19 protein-coding genes and 1 pseudogene are annotated in these 25,290 nt (G+C 57.6%); 6 read left to right on the top strand and 14 right to left on the bottom strand.

The annotated features are described in order from the left end of the window. Positions 1–56: 56 nt before the first annotated feature. The 3 genes and pseudogenes from glpX to D5066_RS19130 all read right to left on the bottom strand — a co-directional run bounded on the left by glpX (position 57) and on the right by D5066_RS19130 (position 3,584). Positions 57–1,067, bottom strand: a pseudogene (gene glpX / locus D5066_RS19140) (class II fructose-bisphosphatase). Between the two features lie 141 nt (positions 1,068–1,208). After that, positions 1,209–2,717 (bottom strand): glycerol kinase GlpK, encoded by a 1,509-nt coding sequence (gene glpK, locus D5066_RS19135; protein ID WP_062936027.1) that lies wholly within the window; start codon positions 2,715–2,717, stop codon positions 1,209–1,211. 21 nt (positions 2,718–2,738) lie between these two features. Then, positions 2,739–3,584, bottom strand: a complete 846-nt coding sequence (locus D5066_RS19130) for an MIP/aquaporin family protein (RefSeq protein ID WP_080330325.1) — start codon at positions 3,582–3,584, stop codon at positions 2,739–2,741. A 398-nt stretch (positions 3,585–3,982) separates the two neighbouring features. Here D5066_RS19130 and zapB point away from each other — a divergent pair, with 398 nt between their 5' ends. Continuing rightward, complete coding sequence (gene zapB, locus D5066_RS19125; RefSeq protein ID WP_010436935.1) at positions 3,983–4,222, top strand: septal ring assembly protein ZapB; 240 nt, start codon at positions 3,983–3,985, stop codon at positions 4,220–4,222. A 587-nt stretch (positions 4,223–4,809) separates the two neighbouring features. Here the strand turns inward: zapB and rraA are convergent. The 7 genes from rraA to priA all read right to left on the bottom strand — a co-directional run bounded on the left by rraA (position 4,810) and on the right by priA (position 12,766). Further along, on the bottom strand, positions 4,810–5,295 hold the full coding sequence (gene rraA / locus D5066_RS19120; protein ID WP_048210859.1) for a ribonuclease E activity regulator RraA: 486 nt from the start codon (positions 5,293–5,295) through the stop codon (positions 4,810–4,812). Between the two features lie 92 nt (positions 5,296–5,387). Beyond that, positions 5,388–6,308 carry a 1,4-dihydroxy-2-naphthoate polyprenyltransferase gene (gene menA / locus D5066_RS19115; protein WP_119916912.1) on the bottom strand — a complete coding sequence of 307 codons (921 nt, stop codon included), beginning with the start codon at positions 6,306–6,308 and terminating at the stop codon, positions 5,388–5,390. A gap of 68 nt (positions 6,309–6,376) precedes the next feature. Continuing rightward, entirely contained in the window at positions 6,377–7,711 is a 1,335-nt protein-coding gene (gene hslU, locus D5066_RS19110) for an ATP-dependent protease ATPase subunit HslU (RefSeq protein ID WP_028014840.1), read from the bottom strand. Between the two features lie 9 nt (positions 7,712–7,720). Next, positions 7,721–8,251 (bottom strand): ATP-dependent protease subunit HslV, encoded by a 531-nt coding sequence (gene hslV / locus D5066_RS19105; protein WP_014072345.1) that lies wholly within the window; start codon positions 8,249–8,251, stop codon positions 7,721–7,723. Positions 8,252–8,345: 94 nt separating this feature from the next. After that, positions 8,346–9,332, bottom strand: coding sequence for a cell division protein FtsN (ftsN, locus tag D5066_RS19100; protein WP_080330328.1), 987 nt, complete (start codon positions 9,330–9,332; stop codon positions 8,346–8,348). Between the two features lie 93 nt (positions 9,333–9,425). Next, a complete protein-coding gene (cytR, locus tag D5066_RS19095; protein ID WP_119916911.1) occupies positions 9,426–10,451 on the bottom strand; it encodes a DNA-binding transcriptional regulator CytR in 1,026 nt (341 codons plus the stop codon). A 119-nt stretch (positions 10,452–10,570) separates the two neighbouring features. Further along, positions 10,571–12,766 carry a primosomal protein N' gene (gene priA / locus D5066_RS19090; RefSeq protein ID WP_119916910.1) on the bottom strand — a complete coding sequence of 732 codons (2,196 nt, stop codon included), beginning with the start codon at positions 12,764–12,766 and terminating at the stop codon, positions 10,571–10,573. 200 nt (positions 12,767–12,966) lie between these two features. Here priA and rpmE point away from each other — a divergent pair, with 200 nt between their 5' ends. Beyond that, positions 12,967–13,179: a 50S ribosomal protein L31 gene (rpmE, locus tag D5066_RS19085; RefSeq protein WP_003862040.1), complete on the top strand. Its 213-nt coding sequence runs from the start codon at positions 12,967–12,969 to the stop codon at positions 13,177–13,179. A gap of 48 nt (positions 13,180–13,227) precedes the next feature. On the opposite strand, the gene metJ is transcribed toward rpmE, so the two are convergent. Beyond that, positions 13,228–13,545: a met regulon transcriptional regulator MetJ gene (metJ, locus tag D5066_RS19080; RefSeq protein ID WP_003862042.1), complete on the bottom strand. Its 318-nt coding sequence runs from the start codon at positions 13,543–13,545 to the stop codon at positions 13,228–13,230. A gap of 276 nt (positions 13,546–13,821) precedes the next feature. On the opposite strand from metJ, the gene metB reads away from it, so the two are divergent. From metB to katG, 4 genes are all read left to right on the top strand, one after another. Continuing rightward, positions 13,822–14,982 (top strand): cystathionine gamma-synthase, encoded by a 1,161-nt coding sequence (gene metB / locus D5066_RS19075; protein WP_014885697.1) that lies wholly within the window; start codon positions 13,822–13,824, stop codon positions 14,980–14,982. A gap of 2 nt (positions 14,983–14,984) precedes the next feature. After that, positions 14,985–17,417 carry a bifunctional aspartate kinase/homoserine dehydrogenase II gene (locus D5066_RS19070; RefSeq protein ID WP_041911800.1) on the top strand — a complete coding sequence of 811 codons (2,433 nt, stop codon included), beginning with the start codon at positions 14,985–14,987 and terminating at the stop codon, positions 17,415–17,417. A gap of 227 nt (positions 17,418–17,644) precedes the next feature. Next, positions 17,645–18,532, top strand: a complete 888-nt coding sequence (metF, locus tag D5066_RS19065; RefSeq protein WP_080330332.1) for a methylenetetrahydrofolate reductase — start codon at positions 17,645–17,647, stop codon at positions 18,530–18,532. A gap of 146 nt (positions 18,533–18,678) precedes the next feature. Then, entirely contained in the window at positions 18,679–20,859 is a 2,181-nt protein-coding gene (gene katG, locus D5066_RS19060) for a catalase/peroxidase HPI (RefSeq protein WP_119916909.1), read from the top strand. A gap of 83 nt (positions 20,860–20,942) precedes the next feature. Here the strand turns inward: katG and gldA are convergent, their stop codons facing one another. From gldA to ptsP, 3 genes are read right to left on the bottom strand one after another with little or no spacing between them, the layout of a single operon-like run. Beyond that, positions 20,943–22,046 carry a bifunctional L-1,2-propanediol dehydrogenase/glycerol dehydrogenase gene (gene gldA, locus D5066_RS19055; protein WP_119916908.1) on the bottom strand — a complete coding sequence of 368 codons (1,104 nt, stop codon included), beginning with the start codon at positions 22,044–22,046 and terminating at the stop codon, positions 20,943–20,945. Between the two features lie 12 nt (positions 22,047–22,058). Beyond that, positions 22,059–22,721, bottom strand: a complete 663-nt coding sequence (fsa, locus tag D5066_RS19050; protein ID WP_119916907.1) for a fructose-6-phosphate aldolase — start codon at positions 22,719–22,721, stop codon at positions 22,059–22,061. A gap of 14 nt (positions 22,722–22,735) precedes the next feature. Next, positions 22,736–25,237, bottom strand: a complete 2,502-nt coding sequence (gene ptsP / locus D5066_RS19045) for a phosphoenolpyruvate--protein phosphotransferase (protein ID WP_119916906.1) — start codon at positions 25,235–25,237, stop codon at positions 22,736–22,738. Between the last annotated feature and the right edge of the window lie 53 nt (positions 25,238–25,290).

Below are 25,290 nucleotides of genomic sequence, written 5' to 3'. Positions count from 1 at the left end.
TTGTGGGAAACATTTCCAGCCCCTTCGGGCCGGAAAGCTCTATCGGTCAAACGGTTTTACAGAATGTGCGTCTGCACATTCTGGTCTTTGCGGTCGAGATAGTGGATAGACTGAATGCGGCGAATGGTGCGCGATTTACCGCGGATCAGCAGGGTTTCAGTGGTCGCCATGTTGCCCTTGCGGGTGATGCCGTCCAGTAGGTCGCCTTTGGTGATGCCGGTTGCGGAGAAGACCACGTTATCGCTGCGCGCCATGTCGTTCAGCGCCAGCACTTTATTGGCTTCGATGCCCATCGCTGCGCAGCGTGCCAGCTCGTCCTCACCGATACGACGGTTCTCGTCGCTGTCACCTTTCACCTCATGACGCGGCAGCAGGCGCGCCTGCATATCGCCGTCCAGGGCGCGGATCACCGCCGCAGAGACCACGCCTTCCGGCGCGCCGCCGATACCTTAAAGCACGTCGACTTCGCTGTCCGGCATGCATGTCAGAATGGAGGCGGCAACGTCACCATCAGGGATAGCAAACACGCGCACGCCGAGTGCCTGCAGGTACGCGATGGTGGCGTCGTGGCGCGGTTTTGCCAGAATAGTCACAGTGAGTTCATTGAGCGGTTTACCCAGCGCCGCCGCGATATTGCGCAGATTAGCATCCAGCGGCAGGCTGAGGTCGATTGCACCTTTCGCACCAGGACCGACTATCAGCTTTTCCATATACATATCCGGCGCGTTGAGGAAGCAGCCTTTATCGCCCACGGCCAGCACCGCCAGCGCGTTGGCCTGGCCCATCGCCGTCATGCGGGTACCTTCGATCGGGTCCACCGCGATATCCACGGCATCGCCTTTGCCGGTACCGACTTTTTCACCGATGTAGAGCATTGGCGCTTCGTCGATCTCGCCTTCGCCGATGACGATGGTGCCGTCGATGTTGACCTGGTTAAGCACAATGCGCATGGCATGGACGGCCGCGCCGTCTGCGGTATTTTTGTCGCCACGACCCAGCCATTTATAGCCTGCGAGGGCGGCCGCTTCGGTGACGCGGGAAAACTCGATAGCAAGTTCACGTTTCATGAGGGACTCGTACAGTCAAAAGGAATTGCACGAAGTTTATCACAGAGTGGGGAGGGGGGAGGGACCGGTGCGGTCGGAGCCCCTCACCCTAACCCTCTCCCCTTTGGGGAGAGGGCCGGGGTGAGGGGTGAGTGTTTTGTCTTACTCTTCGTGCTCTTCCCACGCCAGGGCGCGTTTCACCGCTTTCTTCCAGCCGCTGTAGCGGAAGTTACGCTCGGTGGTTTCGATGCCCGGGCGGAATTCGCGCTCGATGACCGCTTTTTCCTGCAGCTCGTCCAGGTTCTGCCAGAAGCCAACCGCCAGACCGGCAAGGTACGCCGCGCCCAGCGCCGTCACTTCACGCACTTCAGGGCGCTCAACGCGGGTGCCCAGAATGTCGGACTGGAACTGCATCAGGAAGTTGTTAGCCACCGCGCCGCCGTCCACGCGCAGGGCGTGCAGACGGATGCCGGAGTCAGCCTGCATCGCTTCCAGTACGTCGCGCGTCTGGTAGGCGATAGATTCCAGGGTGGCGCGAATAATGTGGTTAGAATTCACACCACGCGTCAGACCGAAAATCGCGCCGCGGGCATACGGATCCCAGTATGGTGCGCCCAGACCGGTAAACGCAGGTACCACGTACACGCCGTTGGTATCCTTCACTTTGGTGGCGAAGTACTCGGAGTCGAACGCATCGCTGATAAGCTTCATCTCGTCGCGCAGCCACTGGATGGATGCACCCGCCATGAACACCGCACCTTCCAGCGCATAGTTCACTTCACCGCGCGGGCCGCAGGCGATGGTCGTCAGCAGACCGTTTTCTGATTTCACCGCTTTCTCGCCAGTGTTCATCAGCATAAAGCAGCCGGTACCGTAGGTGTTCTTCGCCATCCCTTCCTTGACGCACAGCTGGCCGAACAGTGCCGCCTGCTGGTCACCGGCAATACCGGCGATAGGAATACGGGTGCCGCCTTTACCGCCGATGTTGGTCTGGCCGTACACTTCTGAAGACTTACGCACTTCAGGCAGCATCGCGCGCGGAATGTCCAGCGCGTCCAGCATCTTGTCATCCCACTCCAGGGTATTGATGTTGAACAGCATGGTACGCGAGGCGTTGGTGTAGTCGGTAACGTGAACGCGTCCCTGGGTCATCTTCCAGATAAGCCATGTGTCGACGGTCCCGAACAGCAGCTCGCCGCGTTTTGCACGCTCGCGTGAACCTTCCACGTGGTCGAGGATCCACTTCACTTTGGTGCCGGAGAAGTACGGGTCAACCACCAGGCCGGTGGCGCTACGCACGTACTCTTCCATTCCGTCGCGCTTAAGCTGTTCGCAGATCTCTGAAGTACGGCGGCACTGCCAGACGATGGCGTTGTAAATAGGCTTACCGGTTTCGCGTTCCCACACCACCGTGGTTTCACGCTGGTTGGTAATACCAATCGCGGCAATCTCGTCGGAGCTGATGTCGGCTTTCGCCAGCACTTCGACCAGCGTGGAGCTTTGTGACGCCCAGATCTCCATCGGGTCGTGTTCTACCCAGCCTGGACGGGGATAAATTTGCTCAAATTCACGTTGAGACACGCTGACAATGTTCGCGTCATGATCCATTACGACAGCGCGGGAGCTGGTAGTGCCCTGGTCGAGCGCAACAATATATTTTTTTTCGGTCATGGTATGTGTCCCGTAGTCAGATTACAGCGAAGCTTTTTGTTGTGTGGTAGAAGTCGTCTCCTTCTCCTCGTCCACACAGGTGTCGCACGGTAAGTGGCGACCAATTAATTTGCGGTAGCTAAATGCGCCCAGCGCAGCCCCGACAACCGGCGCAAACAGCGGAACCAGGAAGTAAGGAATGTCTTTGCCGCCGGTGAAGGCCACGTCGCCCCAGCCTGCGATAAAGGCAAACGCTTTGGGTCCGATATCACGCGCCGGGTTCATCGCGAAGCCGGTCAGCGGGCCCATGGATGCGCCAATCACCGCAATCAGCAGGCCAATCAGAAGGGGTGCCAGCGGGCCGCGCGGAATGCCGTTTCCGTCGTCGGTCAGCGCCAGGATAACGCCCATCAGAATAGCGGTAATCACCATTTCAACTGCGAACGCCTGCACAAAATTGATATGCGGGTTAGGGTAGGTTGAGAAGATGCCTGCCAGATCCAGACTTTCGACGCTGCCGCGAACCATATGATGCGTCTGTTCGAAGTCGATGAAAAGATTGTAATAAAGCCCGTAAACTAACGCCGCTGCGCAAAACGCGCCGGCAAATTGAGAAATAATGAAAGGAACAACTTTGCGTCCGTCGAAGCACGCGAACAGCCACAGTGCGATTGTCACCGCCGGGTTAAGATGTGCACCAGAGACCCCTGCAGTCAGGTAGATAGCCATCGCCACGCCCAGACCCCAGATGATACTGATTTCCCACTGACCAAAACTGGCACCCGCCACTTTTAGTGCAGCGACACAACCCACTCCGAAGAATATCAACAACCCGGTACCAAGGAACTCGGCAATGCACTGGCCTTTTAAGGTTGATGTCTGACTCATAATCGGAATCCTGAAGAAATTGATGTTTGTTGTTAGCGTGGCCGCCCGTGACAGCCACGATGTCCTGTAGACATAGTGTTAATTTATCGTTAACGAGCAAAAACGAGAAATATCGAAATCAAAATGTGTGGTCTGCGTCAATAAAATGAGCGTTTTCGCGCCATAAAGCGCGTTTTTACGTCAGTTACGAACCGTGAGCTGAATCATTTCTTTAACGAATGAGTTAACAACTTAGAGGTATATGCCGCGAACGCACCAGGACGAGGCCGAAAAGTGTTGCAAACCGCGATCTGCGTGGCATGCCGCTGGACAGGCGCGGCAGGGCTCCATACAATCGGAACATATGTTGTGCGCGTTTACGTTAAAGCGTCGCCTTGCAATTCAGGAGAGGTAGGATCATGTCTTTAGAAGTGTTTGAGAAACTGGAATCGAAAGTACAGCAGGCGATTGACACCATCACGCTGCTGCAGATGGAAATTGAAGAGCTGAAAGAGAAGAACAACAGCCTGGCGCAGGAAGTTCAGAACGCTCAGCACGGCCGTGAAGAACTGGAGCGCGAAAACAACCAGCTGCGCGAACAGCAGAACGGCTGGCAGGATCGCCTGCAGGCGCTGCTGGGACGTATGGAAGAGGTTTAATTCCCATTGGGATGAACTGAACAGGCCGGGTAAGGCGAAGCCGCCACCCGGCTTTTTTTATGGTTTGATGTCAGTCGGCGACAACCATAAAAAAGGCCGCCAAAGGCGGCCTTAACGCTACTTGTCCTGCGCTGTCATAACAAAAGCAACAAATCCACTCGGTTCATCGCTCTTTACCACGAGTACGCTGGCGACAATGAACGCGATACATAAATAGCGTTTCATTATGCGGTCCCTGCAGCTAACCGCTCCACCGTTCACCACCGGTGATAAGTCGGTGGACACAAGCCCGGTTAAAGGTTGCTATACGGTTGTGAATATACCTTTCCCTGGACCGATGCCCATTTGCGAGATGGCGGAAAGGGACGCAGCAGCATCATAATGAGCAATAGCTGCATAGTTAAGGTCCTCACAGATAATTAGGAATTTATAAAGGGTCGATGGGGTTACCTGAGGTTTGAACCAGGGTAAGATAAAAATCCTGGTTAAAGGTTGCAAGACTTCCCAACGGACCGCGAATCCCGAGGGACAAAAAAACCGCCACATTGCTGATGGCGGTTTTTTTATGGTTCACGCTGACTGTCTTGCTACTCGATATCCAGCGCATCTTCGGACAGGATAATGCCGGTATTATCAGCGTAGAGATGATCTCCGGAGAAGAAGGTCACGCCGCCGAAATTAACGCGCACGTCGCTTTCGCCGATGCCGTCACCCGCAGCGCCTACCGGAATGGCCGCGATGGCCTGAATTCCGATATCAAGGTCTTCGAGATCGTCTACCTGGCGCACGGAGCCGTATACCACAATGCCTTCCCACTCGTTCTGGGCGGCAATTCCGGCCAGTTCCGCGTCAATCAATGCGCGACGCACGGAACCGCCGCCGTCGACCACCAGAACGCGGCCACGGCCGTTCTGTTCGAGCAGATCGTACAGCAACCCGTTATCCTCGAAACATTTCACCGTGATGATTTGTCCGCCAAACGACGACCGTCCACCAAAGTTGGAGAACAGCGGTTCAACGACGTTGACATCTTCCTGATAGATGTCACATAGCTCGGAGGTATCGTATTTCATAGGTTTAACGCTCAGTTGCTGCGAATGTGTTCAGTATATCGTGCGAAATGCGTTGTTGGCAAAATCATCAATTGTTAATTGATATTTGTCAGTTAACGCAGCGTCTGGCTTAAGACAATCCCGATGACGAACAACAGGTTAGTCAGCAACGCGCCTTTTACCGTACGTTCAAGCATCGGCGGCATGGCGGATGGGCTGAGTTCACGCATCACAAAGCGGGCCTGCTTAATCAGCAGCGGTGCGGCAAGGACAAACAGCCAGCCCCACAAACTCTGCAAGGAGATCAGGTTAAACAGCGCCAGACACACCAGCGCGCCGATGAGCAGGCAGGCATGATAGCGGCGCGCATTGACCGGCCCCAGACGTACCGCCAGCGTGTTTTTACCGTTCTCACGATCGCTGTCGATGTCGCGCAGGTTGTTAATATTGAGCACCGCCGTCGCCAGCAGGCCGCAGGCGGTGGCGGGCAGGAACAGGGCAGGGATAACGGTATGCGCCTGCAGGTACCAGCTTCCCATCACGCTCAGCCAGCCGAAGAACACCAGCACGGAGATATCACCGAGGCCAATATACCCGTAAGGCCGCGTGCCAACGGTGTATGTAATCGCCGCGATAATGGCGAGCAGGCCCAGCACCAGGAAGCCAATGAAATCGCTGGTGGTTTTCGAGGCGACCGTCACCAGCGCCAGGCCGGATAAGCAAATCAGCACCACGGTGATAATCAGCGCGCGTTTCATCTGTGCCTGGGTAATCACCCCTTTCTGCATCCCGCGCAGCGGCCCGATACGATCGGGCTTATCGCTGCCTTTCACCGCATCGCCGTAGTCGTTAGCAAGATTGGAGAGAATTTGCAGCAGGCCGGCAGTAATCAATGCCAGCGCGGCGACCAGCGGATCAAAATAACCCTGCCACCAGGCAAGGGCGGTGCCGACGATAATCGCGGCAAAGGCCAGAGGAAGCGTTTTAGGGCGCAGACTTTCGAGCCACGCCTGAGTACGGCTGATATCAGTCATAGTAATTTAGCCAATAAAAATGGGGGCCTTAGCCCCCATTAACAGTGATGAGAATGCAATAACCGCGATTATAGGATAAAACGGCTCAGATCTTCATCTGCCACTAACGCATCCAGATGTTTGCTCACATAATCTGCGTCAATGGTAATGGTTTGACCGTTGAGGTCGCTCGCATCATAAGAGATATCTTCCACCAGGCGTTCCAGCACGGTATGCAGACGACGCGCACCGATGTTCTCGGTGGTTTCGTTGACCTGCCATGCGGCCTGGGCGATACGTTTGATACCGTCTTCGGTGAACTCGAGGTTCACGCCTTCGGTCGCCATCAGCGCTTTGTACTGCACGGTGGCAGAGGCGTTTGGCTCGGTCAGGATACGTTCGAAATCTTCGGTGGTCAGCGCCTGCAGCTCAACGCGGATTGGCAGACGACCCTGCAGTTCCGGGATCAGATCTGACGGGCTGGCAACCTGGAACGCCCCTGAAGCGATAAACAGAATGTGGTCCGTTTTCACCATACCGTGCTTGGTAGAGACGGTGCAGCCTTCAACCAGCGGCAGCAGGTCGCGCTGAACGCCTTCGCGGGACACGTCCGGGCCGGAGCTGTTGCCGCCGCGCTTACAAATTTTGTCGATTTCATCGATAAATACGATACCGTGCTGCTCAACCGCGTCGATGGCGTCCTGCTTCAGCTCTTCCGGGTTCACCAGCTTCGCCGCTTCTTCTTCAATCAGCAGCTTCATCGCGTCTTTGATTTTCAGCTTACGCGCTTTCTGTTTCTGACCGCCCAGGTTCTGGAACATGGACTGCAGCTGGCTGGTCATCTCTTCCATGCCCGGAGGCGCCATGATTTCCACACCCATCGGCGCAGCCGCGAGGTCGATCTCAATCTCTTTGTCGTCCAGCTGGCCTTCACGCAGTTTTTTGCGGAACGCCTGACGCGCGGCTGAAGGCTCAGCCTGCTGTTCAGCCTGCCCCCAGTTGTTTTTTGCCGGTGGGATCAGCACGTCGAGAATGCGCTCTTCCGCCATTTCTTCCGCGCGGTAGCGGTTTTTCTCAATCGCCTGGACGCGCACCATCTTGATCGCCGAGTCGGTCAGATCGCGGATGATGGAGTCCACTTCTTTACCTACATAGCCCACTTCGGTGAACTTGGTGGCTTCCACTTTGATGAACGGCGCGTTCGCCAGCTTCGCCAGGCGACGAGCGATTTCGGTTTTACCAACGCCGGTCGGGCCGATCATCAGAATGTTTTTCGGTGTGACTTCGTGGCGCAGCTCTTCGTCGAGCTGCATGCGGCGCCAACGGTTACGCAGGGCGATAGCCACGGAACGCTTGGCGTTATCCTGGCCGATGATATGTTTGTTCAGTTCGCTGACAATTTCGCGTGGGGTCATTTCAGACATGGGAGATCCTTACGCTTTGGAGGTCAATTCTTCGATGGTGTGGTTGTGGTTGGTATAAATGCAGATATCACCTGCAATATCCAACGCCTTCACCGCGATATCACGCGCGTTCATGTCGGTATTCTCCAACAGCGCGCGGGCTGCAGCCTGGGCATAAGGGCCGCCAGAGCCGATGGCAATCAGGTCGTTTTCCGGCTGAATCACGTCACCGTTACCGGTGATGATCAGCGAGGCGGTTTCATCGGCCACGGCCAGCAGCGCTTCGAGCTTGCGCAGCATGCGGTCGGTACGCCAGTCTTTTGCCAGCTCAACGGCGGCTTTCACCAGATGACCCTGGTGCATTTCCAGTTTGCGTTCAAACAGTTCAAACAGCGTGAAGGCATCCGCCGTGCCGCCTGCGAAACCGGCGATCACTTTGTCGTTATAAAGACGACGGACTTTCTTCACGTTGCCTTTCATGACGGTATTACCCAGCGTGGCCTGGCCATCACCGGCAATTACCACCTGGCCGTTACGGCGTACACTTACTATTGTTGTCACGAGCAGACCCCCTGGTTACAAATTCGGGAAACAGAAGCCCTGAGCCTGTGCTCAGGGCTGAATTAAATGATAGATGGGGGGGAATTTGGGGGTTTCAACCCCCGGAGGCGAGTCGAATGCAGTTTGTGTGACCCGCCACTTTCAAACGGGAGATAGTGCCGTCGGCATTTTCTTTGCCTTTGACAGGGCCAATCACCACGCGGTTCCAGCCGTTGTTGGTGGTAATGCGTGAGTCAAATCCTTCAAAGGCCAGCTGAGCACGTACCGTTTCCGCCTGCTCGGCACCTTTAAACGAACCGCACTGCACCATCCAGCGGCGCTCGTCTTTTTTCTCAGCCGTCTGCTTCGGCGCTTCGGTTTCTTTGGTCACCGGTGCGGCCTGCTGTGTTTTCGGCTGCTGCGCGGTGGTATGCGCTGGCGTCTGGAGCAGATCCTGATACGGCTGCGCCGCTTGTTTTTGCGGCTGCGCTTTTGGCTGTTGTACCGGCTGCGACTGCACCGTGCGCGTCTGCTGCTGCGGCTGCTGGTATGGCTGGGCCTTCGGCTGCTGTACCGGCTGAGTTTGCGTCCACTGCTGTTGTTGCTGCTGCTGAATTTGTGCCTGGCGCTGGCGCTGCAGCTGCAACGTTTGCTGACGCTGCGCTGGCGTTTGTTCATTCCACGGTACTTCATTCAGCTGTGTCGGCTGCTGGCGCATATCGGCCTGCATCTGTGCCAGCAGCTGGCGCTGTTCGTCCGTCAGCTGATCGGCATTCTTCACTTCACCACCGGCTGAAGGCTCGGTAGGTGCGCGCACGCCAGGCTGACGACTTTCCAGCTCTTTAATGTAGCGCCAGCGCTCTTCAGGTTTCGGCGGCAGACCGTTTCCCACCACTTTGTTGCCCTGAAGCGCCTCGGACTCTTCTTTTTTATGGTGCGTGATGAAGTACAGGCCACCAATAAAGGCCACCAGCACGGCCGCAGCAATAGCGACCATTGCTGGCGAGACCGCAGGCAGATTACGCTGCTTGCTTTTTGAACTGCTCTTTTTGCGTCGCGAAGGTGCCGGCTGGCCGCGACGTACATAATCTCGTTGTGCCACTATCGTTTCGCTGTATTTATTCGTTCGTCAGCCCGCCATGTTACTTAAGCGGCGGGGCTTTGACCAGATAAGGGTGTCCGAAAGGCGTTTACTTTAAGTCAATGCCTGGGTAGAGCCGCGAACAATCAGCTCGCAGTCCAGTAACCGCGAGCCGCTGCTAACCGTTTGACCCTGCAGCTGATCCAGTAAAAGCAGCATCGCTTCACGGCCAATCTGATAGCGCGGTTGTGAAACGGTAGAGAGAGGCGGATCGCAAAACTCTGAAAGCGAAATATTATCGAAGCCGATAATCGACAGGTCTTTTGGCACGCGTAAGCCACGGCGTTTAGCATGAGACAGCGCGCCCAGTGCCATCACGTCGCTGTGGCAGAACACTGCTGTCGGCGGTTCCGGCAGCGCCAGCAGTTTCTCCAGCGCTTGTCCGCCCGCTTCGAAAGTAAAATCGCCGCGCGCGATGTAGTGCGGATCGACAATCGCACCGGTCCGGCGCAGCGCCTGAACATAGCCCTGCAGGCGATAGTGACAGAGCGGCATCTCTTCCGGCCCGGCAATGCAGCCAATGCGCTTATGCCCCAGCTCCTGAAGATAGTTCACCGCGTTGAACGCGGCCGTCAGGTTATCGATATGCACCGTCGGCAGCTCCAGCTCGGGTGCAAATTCGTTGGCCATCACCATCGGCGGTAAATTGCGCTGCTCTTCGATGCTGGCATCAAACGGCAGGCGCGAGCCAAGCAGCAGCATGCCGTCAATCTGCTTGGTAATAATGAGGTCGATAAAGGTTTTTTCCTGCTGGTTCTGGTGGGCGCAGTCGCCAATCAGCACCAGATAGCCTTGCTCTGCCGCCGTTACTTCGATGCCGCGAATGATCTCGCTGAAGAAGGGATCGCAGATATCCGGCACAATCACCAGAATCGTCCGCGACTCATTGCGCTTGATGTTCCGCCCCATAGCCTGCGGGAAATAACCCACTTCCAGGGCCGCCTGCTCGACCTTGTTGCGGGTCGCCTGGGAGACTTTATCCGGGTTCATTAATGCGCGGGACACGGTTGCCGTTGAGACTTGTGCTTTCTCGGCAACGTCTTTCATGGTCGCCGTGGCAACCTCTTTCCTGGACTTCAACGTCTTCTCCTCGCCTGAACACCGAACTGCGGACATCACCATTTTTACAGATAGTTAATGGAATCGGTTACAGAATTTTCATAAAAAGTGTGAGGCGCGTTAAATTTTTCGATCCGTCTTCAGCCTTCGATGGGATCGACATCCAGCACCCACTTCACTTTACGCGCTTCCGGCAGAGTGTTGATGAGCGCCAGCGTGCCGCTGACGATGTGCTGCAGGCGAACGCGCGACGGGTGCTGGAGTAAAATTTGCCAGCGGAAACGTCCACCGCGCTTTGGCGCCAGCGCCGGCACCGGGCCCAGGATCCACAGCTGATTATCCACCAGCGGGCTGGCCTGCAGGAGGTTTCTCAGCTGCTGCAGGAAAAGCGGCGCCTGCTGATTGTTGTGATCTTCCGCGCGGATGATGACGTGGCTGGTCCACGGCGGCAGCTGCATGGTCTGGCGCTCAGCCAGCGCCTGCTCGGCAAAGGCGTCATAGCCTTTGTGCAACAGGGTTTGCAGCAGCGGATGTTCAGGGTGGTGCGTTTGCAGCACCACTTCTCCCTGTTTCCCCGCGCGACCGGCACGCCCTGCCACCTGGGTATAAAGCTGGGCAAAACGCTCGGCGGAGCGGAAATCTGCCGAGAACAGCGCGCCGTCAACGTCCAGCAGAGCGACCAGCGTCACGTCCGGGAAGTGGTGCCCTTTGGCCAGCATCTGGGTGCCAATCAAAATGCGCGCGCCGCCGCGATGTACCTCCGCCAGCTGCTGTTCCAGCGCGCCTTTGCGGCTGGTGGTATCCCGGTCGATTCGGGACAGGGGCACGTCCGGGAAGAAGGGTGCAAGGGCCTGCTCCAGCTGTTCCGTGCCCAGACCGACCGGCACGATATGCGTGGAACCGCACGACGGGCACTGGCGCGGCACCGGGCGCTGGCTGTCGCAGTGGTGGCAGCGCAGATGACGCTGGGCCTGGTGGAAGGTGTAGTAGTGGTCGCAGCGCGGGCATTCGGCAATCCAGCCGCAGTCGTGGCACAGCAGGGCGGGGGCAAATCCGCGACGGTTCAGGAACAGGATCACCTGGTTCCCCGCCTGCAAATGCTGACGCATGCGGGTAATTAAGGCAGGCGCGAGCCCGGCCTGGACCTGCTGACCTTTGAGATCCAGCACGTGCTGAATGGCCGGGCGGGCATTCCCCGCGCGACGCGTCAGGCGCAGCATGTGGTATTTACGCTGGCGCACGTTGTGCAGCGTTTCGAGCGCAGGCGTGGCGGATCCGAGAATAATAGGGATCTGCTCGCTGTGCGCGCGGTAGACCGCCAGGTCGCGAGCGTGATAGCGCCAGCCTTCCTGCTGTTTATAGGAGCTGTCGTGCTCTTCGTCGATCACGATAACGCCAAGATTTTTAAACGGCGTAAACAGCGACGAGCGGGTGCCAATCACAATCGCCGCTTCGCCGTTTTTCGCTTTCAGCCAGGCGCTAAGGCGCTCGCTGTCGTTCAGCCCGGAGTGCAGTACCTCAACCGGCGCGTTAAAGCGTTCGCGGAAGCGGGCAATGGTCTGCGGCGTCAGGCCGATTTCCGGCACCATCACCAGCGCCTGTTTACCCTGCGCGAGTACGTTTTCCAGGACGCTCAGGTAGACTTCCGTCTTGCCCGAGCCCGTCACGCCCGCCAGCAGCCAGGCGGAAAAATGGTCCGAGGCGCTGTGAATCGCCCCTACGGCGGTAGCCTGCTCGGTGTTCAGGCGCAGGCGATCGCCCGAGACGGAGAAGCCGTCGCGCCAGTCGTAAAGTGCGGGCGCTTCGCTGGCCAGCTCGCTCAGCCCTTTCTTTCTTAAGGCCTGTAGCGCGGTTTCGCTGACCTCAAGCTCGTCGACCTGGTGCCGCCAGATTTTCCCCTGACGTAGTGCGGCCAGCGCCTGCTGCTGTTTCTGCGATCGTTTCAGGCTGTTGATGTCCACGGCCTGACCCTGCTCGGTGGCAAACCAGTACCACATCGGCGCATGGCTGGCGCTCTTGCCCTGGCGCAGCATAATCGGCAGGGCGTGGAACAGAACATCGCCAATCGGGTGATGATAATAATCCGCCGCCCACAGCAGCAGTCGCCAGGTGCTGGTGGAGTAAACCGGCTCGCTGTCCAGCACCTCAACGACCGACTTCAGTTCGTTAAGCGGCAGTTCGCTCTTGTCGCTGACGGAGACGACGATCCCCACGCGCTGCTGTTTGCCAAACGGCACGGTCACGCGACAGCCCGCTTTGGCGTTCATGCTGTCGGGCAGCAGGTAGTCAAAGGTGCGGGGAAGCGGAACGGGCAGGGCAACGTGAGCGACGGGCATCGAATCTTCCTGACTTGAAAAGTGGCGCGTTAGTATACACATTAGTGAAAGCGGCGTGCGGATCAGTTTGCATACGCTGGTCAAATTCTGTATGATTCGCCGCCTTTGGTGTATATTACGCCAGAGAAATTACATTCAACATCGCGTGGTGTCTGGCGTTAGGGCTGGAAGAGCGACGCGGCCTTAACTGAGGTTCTCCCATGAAAAAAGATATTCACCCGAAATACGAAATGATTACTGCAAACTGCTCTTGCGGTAACTCTATCCAGATCCGCTCCACCGTGGGTCACGATCTGAACCTGGACGTGTGCGGCAAATGCCACCCGTTCTACACTGGTAAGCAGCGTGATGTTGCAACCGGTGGCCGTGTTGACCGCTTCAACAAGCGTTTCAGCATCCCGGGCGCTAAATAAGTTTCCCGAAAAAAAGGCACCGCAAGGTGCCTTTTTTGTATCCGCAACTCAGTATTCCCACGTCTCCGGGTCAATACCCAGTTCACGCATGATCACCTTCGCCTCTTCCGGGATTTCGTCACTGCGCTCTTTGCGCAGATCGTCATCGTTCGGCAACGGTTGGCCGGTAAACGCATGCAGAAACGCTTCGCAAAGCAGTTCACTGTTGGTTGCGTGACGCAGGTTGTTCACCTGACGACGCGTACGTTCATCGGTGAGGATCTTCAACACCTTCAGAGGAATGGAAACCGTAATTTTCTTTACTTGCTCACTCTTCTTACCGTGCTCAGCGTATGGGCTGATATATTCGCCGCTCCATTCAGCCATGAGATACCTTTAATCCTCTCAGTCATTAATCTAAAGGTGCAAAACCTGTAACCACCGATTTTGAACCGCAAACCTGCATAGTTTACCGTAGAGACGATACCGTGGCACGGATATTGCCGCTGCAGCGTGTCCTAAAGCATATAATTTTAACGGCTATTTGCGCATTGCTCAATCTATACGCAAAGAAGTTTAGATGTCCAGATGTATTGACGTCCATATCATCAATGTTTACTCTGGTGCCTGACATTTCACCTTATTCGCCAGGAAGCCCTCACCATGACGCGTAAACAGGCCACCATCGCAGTGCGTAGCGGATTGAACGATGACGAGCAGTACGGCTGCGTTGTCCCGCCGATTCATCTTTCCAGTACTTACAATTTCACCGGATTTAATGAACCCCGCGCGCATGACTACTCGCGTCGTGGCAACCCTACGCGTGACGTGACCCAGCGTGCGCTGGCGGAGCTGGAAGGGGGCGCAGGGGCAGTATTAACCAATACGGGCATGTCTGCCATCCACCTGGTGACGACGGTATTCCTGAAACCGGGCGATCTGCTGGTTGCGCCGCACGACTGCTACGGCGGCAGCTACCGTCTGTTTGACAGCCTGGCAAAGCGCGGCTGCTACCGCGTGCTGTTTGTCGACCAAAACGACGAGCAGGCGCTAAAACAGGCGCTGGCCGAGAAGCCGAAGCTGGTTCTGGTGGAAAGTCCAAGCAACCCATTGTTGCGCGTTGTCGACATTGCGAAAATTTGTCAGCTCGCAAGGGATGCGGGAGCGATAAGTGTAGTGGATAATACCTTCCTCAGTCCGGCCCTTCAGAACCCGTTAGCACTGGGTGCGGATCTGGTATTGCATTCATGTACTAAATATCTGAACGGCCATTCTGACGTGGTGGCGGGCGTGGTGATTGCTAAAGATCCCGACGTTGTCACGGAACTGGCATGGTGGGCCAATAACATTGGCGTCACCGCGGGCGCGTTCGACAGCTATCTGCTGTTGCGCGGCATCCGCACGCTGTCGCCGCGTATGGAAGTAGCGCAGCGTAATGCCCAGGCGATTGTCGATTTCCTGAAAACCCAGCCGCTGGTGAAGAAGCTTTATCACCCGTCGCTGCCGGAAAATCAGGGGCACGAGATTGCCGCGCGTCAGCAGAAAGGATTTGGCGCGATGTTAAGTTTTGAACTGGACGGTGACGAGCAAACGCTGCGTCGCTTCCTGAGCGGGCTGTCATTGTTTACGCTGGCGGAATCATTAGGTGGGGTTGAAAGCTTGATCTCCCACGCCGCAACCATGACGCACGCAGGTATGGCACCGGAAGCACGTGCCGCCGCCGGCATTTCCGAGACGCTGCTGCGTATCTCGACCGGTATTGAAGATTCTGAAGATTTAATTGCCGATCTGGAAAATGGCTTCCGGGTCGCAGCCAAGGGGTAATCATGAGTGTGATAGCGCAGGCAGGGGCGAAGGGTCGTCAGCTGCACAAGTTTGGTGGTAGTAGTCTTGCTGATGTGAAGTGTTACCTGCGCGTTGCAGGGATCATGACCGAGTATTCACAGCCGGGTGACATGATGGTTGTCTCGGCGGCGGGCAGCACCACCAACCAGTTGATCAGCTGGCTGAAACTGAGCCAGACCGATCGCCTTTCTGCGCATCAGGTGCAACAGTCACTGCGTCGTTACCAGAGCGAGCTGATTGCCGGCCTGCTGCCTGCGGACGTGGCGGACGGGCTGATCAGCGCCTTCACGCATGACCTTGAGCGTCTGGCCGCCCTGCTGGACAGCGGCATTACCGACGCGGTCTATGCCGAAGTGGTGGGCCATGGTGAAGTGTGGTCCGCGCGCCTGATGGCCGCCGTGCTGCAACATCTCGGTGTGGACGCGGCCTGGCTCGACGCGCGTGATTTCCTGCGTGCCGAACGTGCCGCGCAGCCGCAGGTGGACGAAGGGTTGTCCTATCCGCTGCTGCAACAACTGCTGGTGCAGCACCCCGGTAAACGTATCGTCGTCACCGGCTTTATCAGCCGTAGCAATGCGGGCGAAACCGTGCTGCTGGGCCGTAACGGCTCGGACTACTCGGCTACGCAAATTGGTGCCCTGGCGGGCGTATCCCGCGTCACCATCTGGAGCGACGTGGCCGGTGTCTACAGCGCGGACCCGCGTAAGGTGAAAGATGCCTGCCTTCTGCCGCTGCTGCGTCTCGACGAAGCCAGCGAGCTGGCGCGTCTGGCGGCACCGGTGCTGCACGCCCGCACGCTGCAGCCGGTTTCCGGCAGCGATATCGACCTGCAGCTGCGCTGTAGCTACACGCCGGACCAGGGTTCCACCCGCATCGAGCGCGTGCTGGCATCCGGCACGGGCGCGCGTATTGTCACCAGCCACGACGACATCTGCCTGATTGAGTTCCAGGTTCCTGCGGGTCAGGACTTCAGACTGGCGCATAAAGATATCGACACGATCCTGAAACGCGCCCAGGTGCGTCCGCTGGCCGTTGGCGTTCACAATGATCGTCAGCTACTGCAGTTCTGCTATACCGCTGAAGTGGCGGACAGCGCGCTGAAAATTCTCGATGAAGCGGGCCTGCCGGGCGAGCTTCGCCTGCGTCAGGGTCTGGCGCTGGTGGCGATGGTGGGCGCGGGCGTCACCCGTAACCCGCTCCACTGCCACCGCTTCTGGCAGCAGCTGAAAGGCCAGCCGGTTGAGTTCACCTGGCAGTCGGAAGAGGGTATCAGCCTGGTCGCCGTACTGCGTAAAGGCCCAACCGAAAGCCTGATTCAGGGTCTGCACACCTCGCTGTTCCGCGCGGAAAAACGTATCGGCCTGGTGCTGTTTGGTAAAGGCAACATCGGTTCCCGCTGGCTGGAGCTGTTTGCTCGTGAGCAGGTGACGCTTTCGGCGCGTACTGGGTTTGAATTTATTCTTGCGGGCGTGGTGGACAGCCGCCGCAGCCTGCTGAACTACGAAGGGCTGGACGCCAGTCGGGCGCTGGCCTTCTTCAACGATGAAGCGGTCGAGCAGGATGAAGAGTCGCTGTTCCTGTGGATGCGCGCGCACCCGTATGACGATCTGGTCGTGCTGGACGTCACCGCCAGCGAACAGCTTGCCGATCAGTATCTGGATTTCGCCAGCCACGGTTTCCACGTCATCAGCGCCAACAAGCTGGCGGGGGCGAGCAGCACCGATAAATACCGTCAGATCCACGACGCGTTTGAAAAAACGGGTCGCCACTGGCTCTATAACGCCACCGTTGGTGCGGGCCTGCCGGTAAACCACACCGTGCGCGACCTGATTGAAAGCGGCGACAGCATTCTGGCGCTGAGCGGTATCTTCTCCGGCACGCTCTCCTGGCTGTTCCTGCAGTTTGACGGTACCGTACCGTTCACCGACCTGGTGGATCAGGCGTGGCAGCAGGGCTTAACCGAGCCCGATCCGCGCGTTGACCTCTCCGGTAAAGACGTGATGCGCAAGCTGGTGATCCTGGCGCGCGAAGCCGGTTATGACATCGAGCCGGATTCCGTACGCGTCGAGTCGCTGGTGCCTGCGGGCTGCGAGGAAGGGTCCGTTGATCACTTCTTTGAAAACGGCGACGAGCTGAATGATCAGATGGTGCAGCGTCTGGAAGCGGCAAACGAGATGGGGCTGGTGCTACGCTACGTGGCGCGTTTCGAGGCGAACGGTAAGGCGCGCGTGGGTGTCGAGGCGGTACGTCCTGACCATCCGCTGGCGGCGCTGCTGCCGTGCGATAACGTCTTCGCCATTGAAAGCCGCTGGTACCGCGATAACCCGCTGGTGATCCGCGGTCCGGGCGCGGGGCGCGACGTCACCGCCGGGGCGATCCAGTCTGATATTAACCGTCTGGCTAAGCTGCTGTAATCTCTCCCCCTCACCCTAACCCTCTCCCCAAAGGGGAGAGGGCCGGGGTGAGGGGCCTCCTCATCCCATCATGAACTCTCTTCATCTTTCCTGAGCAAACCTCACCGTTAATGTGATTATTTCTGTTGACGTCACGCCGCTTTTCCGTCATTTTTACATCTGGACGTCTAAACGTATAGAAGTTCACGACAAAACAGACAACGACACGCGAAAGATAGAGGTAAGGTATGAGCTTTTTTCACGCCAACCAGCGGGAAGCACTGAATCAGAGCCTGGCCGAAGTAAACGGCCAGATTAACGTCTCTTTTGAATTTTTCCCGCCGCGCACCAGTGAAATGGAGCAAACCCTGTGGAGCTCTATCGATCGCCTGAGCAGCCTGAAACCGAAGTTTGTCTCCGTGACCTACGGTGCGAACTCCGGCGAGCGTGACCGTACGCACAGCATTATTAAAGGCATTAAGGACAGAACCGGTCTGGAAGCGGCACCGCACCTGACCTGTATCGACGCCACCCGTGATGAGCTGCGCGCCATTGCCCAGGACTACTGGAACAACGGTATCCGCCATATCGTTGCCCTGCGCGGCGATCTCCCTCCCGGCAGCGGCAAGCCAGAAATGTATGCGGCCGATCTGGTCGGGCTGCTGAAGGAGGTGGCCGACTTCGATATCTCTGTGGCCGCCTACCCTGAAGTTCATCCGGAAGCGAAAAGCGCCCAGGCGGATCTGCTTAACCTGAAGCGTAAGGTGGACGCCGGTGCTAACCGCGCTATCACCCAGTTCTTCTTTGACGTGGAAAGCTACCTGCGCTTTCGAGACCGCTGCGTCTCGGCAGGTATCGACGTCGAAATCATCCCGGGCATTCTGCCGGTCTCTAACTTCAAACAGGCGAAGAAATTTGCCGATATGACCAACGTACGCATTCCGCTGTGGATGTCCAAAATGTACGAAGGGCTGGACGACGATGCGGAAACCCGCAAGCTGGTGGGGGCCAACATCGCGATGGACATGGTGAAGATCTTAAGCCGTGAAGGGGTGAAAGACTTCCACTTCTATACGCTTAACCGCGCGGAGATGAGCTACGCCATCTGTCATACGCTGGGCGTTCGTCCGGCGTAATCAGCAAAAAGCCCTCACAAAGTGAGGGCTTTTTAATCAGATAAAAAGTTAAAAGGTATTAACTATCGAATCTGTGGATTAATTCAACTATATCTTATTGCTAGTGGTGTATATCGTAACGGTATCACTGTAAAGGGAGCATAGCGATGAGCACGTCAGACGAGACCAATAACGCGGCATCCGCCGGCAAATGTCCGTTCCATCAGGGCGGCGTCGATCACAGCGCGGGGGCAGGTACCGGCAGCAAAGAGTGGTGGCCTAAACAACTCCGCATCGATCTTCTAAATCAACATTCCAACCGTTCGAACCCGCTGGGTGAAGACTTCGACTACCGCAAAGAATTCAGCAAGCTCGACTATTCCGCCCTCAAGGGCGATCTCAAAGCCCTGTTAACCGACTCTCAACCGTGGTGGCCAGCCGACTGGGGTAGCTACGCGGGTCTGTTTATTCGCATGGCCTGGCACGGGGCAGGTACTTACCGCTCCGTGGACGGACGCGGCGGTGCCGGACGCGGCCAACAGCGCTTTGCGCCGCTGAACTCCTGGCCTGATAACGTCAGCCTGGATAAAGCGCGCCGCCTGCTGTGGCCAATCAAGCAAAAATACGGACAAAAAATTTCCTGGGCCGACCTGTTTATCCTCGCGGGTAACGTGGCGCTGGAAAACTCCGGCTTCCGCACCTTTGGTTTTGGCGCCGGGCGTGAAGACGTCTGGGAACCGGATCTGGACGTGAACTGGGGTGATGAAAAAGCCTGGCTGACCCACCGTGACCCGGAAGCGCTGGCGAAGCGCCCGCTGGCGGCCACCGAAATGGGCCTGATTTACGTGAACCCGGAAGGGCCAAACGCCAGCGGTGAACCGCTGTCTGCGGCGGCGGCGATCCGCGCCACCTTTGGCAACATGGGCATGAACGATGAAGAGACCGTCGCGCTGATTGCAGGTGGTCACACGCTCGGTAAAACTCACGGTGCGGGTGAAGCCACGCACGTAGGCACCGATCCGGAAGCCTCGCCGATTGAAGCGCAGGGCCTGGGCTGGGCAAGTACGCACGGCACCGGTATTGGCGCTGACGCCATCACCTCCGGTCTGGAAGTCATCTGGTCTCAAACCCCGACCCAGTGGAGCAACTACTTCTTCGAGAACCTGTTCAAATACGAATGGGTGCAGACCCGCAGCCCGGCGGGTGCGATTCAGTTTGAAGCCGTGGATGCGCCGGAAATCATGCCTGACCCGTTCGACCCGTCGAAAAAACGTAAGCCAACCATGCTGGTCACTGACCTGACGCTGCGTTTTGACCCGGAATTCGAGAAAATTTCTCGCCGCTTCCTGAACGATCCGCAGGCCTTCAACGAAGCCTTCGCGCGCGCCTGGTTCAAACTGACCCACCGCGATATGGGGCCGAAATCCCGTTACATTGGCCCGGAAGTGCCGAAAGAAGATCTGATTTGGCAGGATCCGCTGCCGCAGGCGGTGTTCCATCCGACGCAGGAAGATATTGAAAGCCTGAAAGCGGAAATCGCGGCCTCTGGCCTTTCTGTGAGCGAACTGGTTTCCGTTGCCTGGGCGTCTGCGTCAACCTTCCGCGGCGGCGACAAGCGCGGCGGTGCCAACGGCGCGCGTCTGGCGCTGGCACCTCAGCGCGACTGGGATGTGAACGCTGCGGCGGTTCGTGCGTTACCGGCTCTGGAAGCTATTCAGCGCACCACTAATAAAGCCTCACTGGCCGATATCATCGTGCTGGCGGGCGTTGTGGGCGTTGAGCAGGCGGCGAAAGCCGCGGGCGTTTACGTTACCGTGCCGTTCACCCCGGGCCGCGTCGATGCGCGTCAGGACCAGACGGATATCGAGATGTTTAATTTGCTCGAGCCGATTGCCGACGGCTTCCGCAACTACCGTGCGCAGGTGGATGTGTCCACCACCGAGTCACTGCTGATAGATAAGGCCCAGCAGCTGACCCTGACCGCGCCTGAGCTGACTGTGCTGATCGGCGGTCTGCGCGTACTGGGTGCAAACTTTGATGGCGGTAAGAATGGCGTGTTCACCGACCGCGAGGGCGTGCTGAGCAACGACTTCTTCGTGAACCTGCTGGATATGAATACCCAGTGGAAAGCGACAGACGATTCAAACGAGCTGTTTGCCGGTAGCGATCGCGCCAGCGGTGAAGTGAAATACACCGCGACCCGCGCCGACCTGGTCTTCGGCTCGAACGCCGTCCTGCGCGCGCTGGCCGAAGTTTACGCCAGCAGCGACGCACACGAGAAGTTTGTCCGTGACTTCGTTGCCGCATGGGCGAAGGTGATGGATTTGGATCGGTTTGACCTGCAGTAACCATTGTGCCGGGTGGCGCTAACGCTTATCCGGCCTACGGGCAAAAAAATCCCCGCTGATGCGGGGATTTTTATTCACCCTATTTACTCCCATTCCTGCAGGAAGCGTTGCCCATACTGGTCAGCGACCAGCAGCGCCGCATAGACCTGATCCGGCGTCACGCCGCCCGGCATGTTGTGAATGGTTTCCCCTTCGGCGCAGGAGGCTTCCGCGATCAGACGCATTTTGGCCGGAATATCCTCTTTGATATTCAGCTGTGCCAGCGTGATTGGCAGACCAACGCTGTGGCAAAGCGCCGCGACGGTTTCGATCTCCTCAACCGGTGCATTTTCCAGCACCAGCTGCGTCAGCGTACCGAATGCCACTTTTTCACCGTGGTAGAAGTGATGCGCATCCGGCACCGCCGTCATGCCGTTGTGAATGGCGTGAGCCGCCGCCAGCCCGCCGCTTTCAAAGCCCACGCCGCTCAGATAAGTGTTGGCTTCGATAATGCGTTCCAGAGCAGGCGTCACCACGTGCTGTTCCGCTGCGAGCATCGCCTTCTCACCCTCTTCAACCAGCGTGTTGTAGCACAGTTCCGCCAGCGCTAACGCCGCCTGCGTGCACTTGCCGCCCGCCATGGTGGTGGCACCGCTGCGCGAGCAGGCGCGTGCTTCAAACCAGGTTGCCAGCGCATCGCCAATCCCGGCGGCCAGCAGACGTGCCGGCGCACCCGCCACCACTTTGGTGTCGACGATAACCATGTTCGGGTTGTGTGGCAGCATCAGATAGCGGTCGAACTCGCCGCTGTCGGTGTAAATCACGGAGAGGGCGCTACACGGTGCATCGGTGGAGGCAATTGTTGGTGCAATGGCGACCGGCACGTCCATAAAGTGGGCCAGCGCTTTGGCGGTATCCAGCGTTTTACCGCCGCCGATACCCAGCACCGCGAGGCAGTCGGCACTATCGGCCAGCTTTTTCAGGCGATCGATTTCAATTTGCGAACATTCGCCGCCAAACGGCGCGATTTCGGCATGCAGTTCGGCTTGTTTAAAACTCTGACGCAGAGTTTCTTCGGCAAAACCCAGCACAAATTTATCGCCCACAACCAGCCAGCGATTTGCCACCGGCTTCAGGTAGTCGCCGAGACGGGTGAGCACATCAGCGCCCTGGATGTATTTCCCTGGCGATTGAATAATACGGTCCATAACATTTCTCCCTTAGAGGTTGAGGTTACCAAACGCGTTTTTCCAGTCCTGCTCGAACTTCTCTATGGCTGACTCTACCGCTGGCGTGCCGAGCATTTGTTGCGCTACGTCTAAGGGAAGCGTGATCGCCTCGCACCCGGCAAGCAGGCAGTCCAGCGCCTGACGCGGGGTTTTAAAGCTGGCGGCCAGCACCATGCTCTCCGGGGCGTGCAGTTCAAGCAGGGATTGCAGCTCCTGCACCATGCGAATACCGTCGCCGCCCTGCGCGTCGACGCGGTTGACGTACGGCGCGACATATTTCGCGCCTGCCAGCGCGGCCAGTAAACCCTGCGCGGCGCTGTAAACGGCGGTGCCCAGCGTGGTAATGCCTTCTTTTTTCAGTGCTTTAATCGCGATAAGCCCCTGAGCCGTCACCGGGATTTTCACCACGATGTCCGGAATGGCATTGCTCAGGCGTTTGGCCTCCGCCACCATGCCTTCTGCATCCCGACTCATGGTCTGGGCAAACAGCGTGCCGTCCGGCCCGATGGCTTTTTGCAGGCGCGGCAGCACATCCCAGATGGATTCACGGCTGGCGGCAATGATGCTTGGGTTGGTGGTGACGCCCGCAATGGGGAAGACGCGCGCAAGACGTTCCACTTCTGCCACGTTCGCGGTATCCAGGTACAGTTCCATTACTCTTCCTCGTATTAAAGTTCTAACTCGTGTTCTAACAGGGAGGCGATAGCCTCTTCGGAGCTGGCGTGAACCAGCGCGCTACGAAAATCGTCATGCATGATGCGACGTGCCAGGCGGGAGAAAATACGCATATGCTGGTCGCCGGCGGCGTGTTTGTTTAGCGTCAGCATGATGATGTACTGTGCCTCCTCATCGCCCCACATGACCGAAGATTTCAGGCGTGCAACGCTAATGGTGGATTGCTCGATATGCTCTGATTTGCTGTGTGGAATGGCGAAACCAAAACCCAGCCCGGTGGAGAAGACGGCCTCGCGGGCCCACAGATCGGCTTCCAGCTTGCGCGGATAGCGGCTACGCCCGGCGAGCAGCAGGTTATCGGTCATCCCTTTCATGACCTCTTCTTTGCTGTTCCAGTCGTTATCCAGAGAGATACAGCGTGGCGTTACCAGCGGCGTATCCTGCTGATTCATGCGGAACTGGGCGAGCAGGTGCTCCACTTCGAGCGATGTGCGACACGCCATGGCCTGGTTCAGCAGCTGGCGACAGGCGCGGCTATCAAGCTGCGCCAGGCGTGCTTTGGTGGCGGGAATGGCAGGCGAGCCCATGCTTAACTCGTCCAGCCCAAGACCTACCAGTAGCGGCAGTACTGACCCTTTCGCGCCCAGTTCACCGCAGAGGCCAATCCATTTCCCCTGGCGATGCACGGCCTGCACCGCGTAATCCAGCGCGCGCAGGAACGCCGGGTTCAGGCTGTTGTAATGGCGTGTGACTTTGGCGTTGTCGCGGTCGACGGCCAGCAGATACTGCGTCAGGTCATTGCTGCCAATGCTAAAGAAATCAATCTCTTCGCAGCACTGATCGATGATGAACATCACCGAAGGCACTTCCAGCATAATGCCGAGCGGGATTTTCTCATCAAAAGGAATATGTTCATTGCGAAGCTGTTGTTTCGCTTCGGCGAGTTTTTCTTTCACCCACAGGATCTCTTCCATTGAGGAGATCATTGGGATCATGATCTTCAGGTTGCCGTGAGCCGAGGCGCGCAGGATCGCCCGAAGCTGGGTGGTGAAAAGCGTTGAATACTCTTCATATATGCGCACGGCGCGGTATCCAAGGAACGGATTGTTCTCTGCCGGAATATTCAGATACTCCACCGGCTTATCGCCGCCAATATCCATGGTGCGCACAATAATGCTCCGCCCGTTTGCGCTCTCCAGTGCCTGACAGAAAATGTTGTACAACTCGTTTTCGCCGGGCGCGCTGGTGCGGTCCATATAAAGCATTTCAGTGCGGAACAGGCCCACGCCCTCGGCGCCGTTGCCAAATGCCCCCTGGGCTTCCACCGCGTGGGCGATGTTCGCGGCAATTTCTATACGCAGACCGTCGGCGGTTCTGGCTTCACGATCGAGCCAGATGCGCTGCTGCTCGCGTATCGCCTGTTGTACCCGCGCTTCTTGTTGATAGTAGCGCATCACCGCATCGCTGGCATTGACTACGGCCGCACCGGCATTGCCGTCGACAAAGACGGGTGTATTGCGCCACTGCAGCAGGCTCTCACTGTCGATGCCGACCAGAGTGGGAATATTGAAGGAGCGTGCGAGTATCACGGTGTGCGAGGTGGTTCCGCCGCTTTTTAACAGCAGCCCTTTGAGCATGGTTTTATCCAGTTCCAGGAACTGGCCGGGAGTAAGGTCGTCAGCAAGGCAAACGCTCGGCTGCGTCAGCTGCCCCGGAGACGGGAAACGCGTTTCACCGTAAATATGCTGTAAAAGCTGATAGCAGACGTCGCGCACGTCCAGCACACGTTCCTGCAAATACGCGCTGCTGGAACGAGAGAACGTATCGCAGAAATGGTTCGCCGTGGCGATGATGGCCTGGGCGCAGCTTAAGCCCCGGCTGACCCCGGACAGCAGGTGCTGGCGCAGTGAGGTATCCGTAGCCAGCGAGCGATGGGCTTCAAGAATGGCGCTGGCGGTGCTGTCGCCCTCCAGCGCGTGCAGCTCAATGTGTTTGACCAGCAGCGTCAGACCGGTATCCAGCGCCGATTGCTCAGCTTCCACGCTTTGTGCGTCGGGTAAATCGGTCAGGACGTTGAGATCCAGCGAGGCCAGTACCGTCAGGATGCCCTGCCCACTGCCGCTGCATACCGGAGTGGCGCGAAAAAGCGTCGGGTTCAGGCGTGTCAGTGATTCTGGTAAGGGCTCCAGCTCCGTGCTGATAACGCCTTCAAGCGGTGCGTCGCAATGCGGGAACTCCTCTCTCAGCCACTGTTCCAGCCGCTGATGGGCATGCTGCTCGTCTTCACCGCAGATCGCCAGACGGCAGGGATCGCCCGCCAGCGTATCGGTACCAATCAATGCCAGTGCGCTTTTAGCATCGCCTTTACGATCCGTACGCAGGTTATGCCACTCGATTTGCGAGACAAACGTATTGCACAGCGTTTCCACATGACTTGCCGGACGCGCGTGAACGCCGTTGGGCAATTCACAGGTAAATTCCACTACCAGAGCCATACACACTCCTGAAACCAATCGTCAATGATGCGAAACAGCATACGAGCGTGAGG

The sequence above is a fragment of the Enterobacter chuandaensis genome (assembly GCF_003594915.1).
GTDB lineage: Bacteria > Pseudomonadota > Gammaproteobacteria > Enterobacterales > Enterobacteriaceae > Enterobacter > Enterobacter chuandaensis.
Note: the sequence above shows the minus strand (reverse complement) of the source record. Positions and strands in the feature narration are given on the sequence as shown.

What these genes read in the sequence shown, in the direction of transcription:
- priA (WP_119916910.1), bottom strand. Translation starts at nt 12,766, where the DNA reads ATGCCCGTCGCTCACGTTGCCCTGCCCGTTCCGCTTCCCCGCACCTTT.
- D5066_RS19130 (WP_080330325.1), bottom strand. Translation starts at nt 3,584, where the DNA reads ATGAGTCAGACATCAACCTTAAAAGGCCAGTGCATTGCCGAGTTCCTT.
- rraA (WP_048210859.1), bottom strand. Translation starts at nt 5,295, where the DNA reads ATGAAATACGATACCTCCGAGCTATGTGACATCTATCAGGAAGATGTC.
- fsa (WP_119916907.1), bottom strand. Translation starts at nt 22,721, where the DNA reads ATGGAACTGTACCTGGATACCGCGAACGTGGCAGAAGTGGAACGTCTT.
- zapB (WP_010436935.1), top strand. Translation starts at nt 3,983, where the DNA reads ATGTCTTTAGAAGTGTTTGAGAAACTGGAATCGAAAGTACAGCAGGCG.
- glpK (WP_062936027.1), bottom strand. Translation starts at nt 2,717, where the DNA reads ATGACCGAAAAAAAATATATTGTTGCGCTCGACCAGGGCACTACCAGC.
- D5066_RS19070 (WP_041911800.1), top strand. Translation starts at nt 14,985, where the DNA reads ATGAGTGTGATAGCGCAGGCAGGGGCGAAGGGTCGTCAGCTGCACAAG.
- rpmE (WP_003862040.1), top strand. Translation starts at nt 12,967, where the DNA reads ATGAAAAAAGATATTCACCCGAAATACGAAATGATTACTGCAAACTGC.
- katG (WP_119916909.1), top strand. Translation starts at nt 18,679, where the DNA reads ATGAGCACGTCAGACGAGACCAATAACGCGGCATCCGCCGGCAAATGT.
- metB (WP_014885697.1), top strand. Translation starts at nt 13,822, where the DNA reads ATGACGCGTAAACAGGCCACCATCGCAGTGCGTAGCGGATTGAACGAT.
- metJ (WP_003862042.1), bottom strand. Translation starts at nt 13,545, where the DNA reads ATGGCTGAATGGAGCGGCGAATATATCAGCCCATACGCTGAGCACGGT.
- menA (WP_119916912.1), bottom strand. Translation starts at nt 6,308, where the DNA reads ATGACTGATATCAGCCGTACTCAGGCGTGGCTCGAAAGTCTGCGCCCT.
- ptsP (WP_119916906.1), bottom strand. Translation starts at nt 25,237, where the DNA reads ATGGCTCTGGTAGTGGAATTTACCTGTGAATTGCCCAACGGCGTTCAC.
- metF (WP_080330332.1), top strand. Translation starts at nt 17,645, where the DNA reads ATGAGCTTTTTTCACGCCAACCAGCGGGAAGCACTGAATCAGAGCCTG.
- gldA (WP_119916908.1), bottom strand. Translation starts at nt 22,046, where the DNA reads ATGGACCGTATTATTCAATCGCCAGGGAAATACATCCAGGGCGCTGAT.
- hslU (WP_028014840.1), bottom strand. Translation starts at nt 7,711, where the DNA reads ATGTCTGAAATGACCCCACGCGAAATTGTCAGCGAACTGAACAAACAT.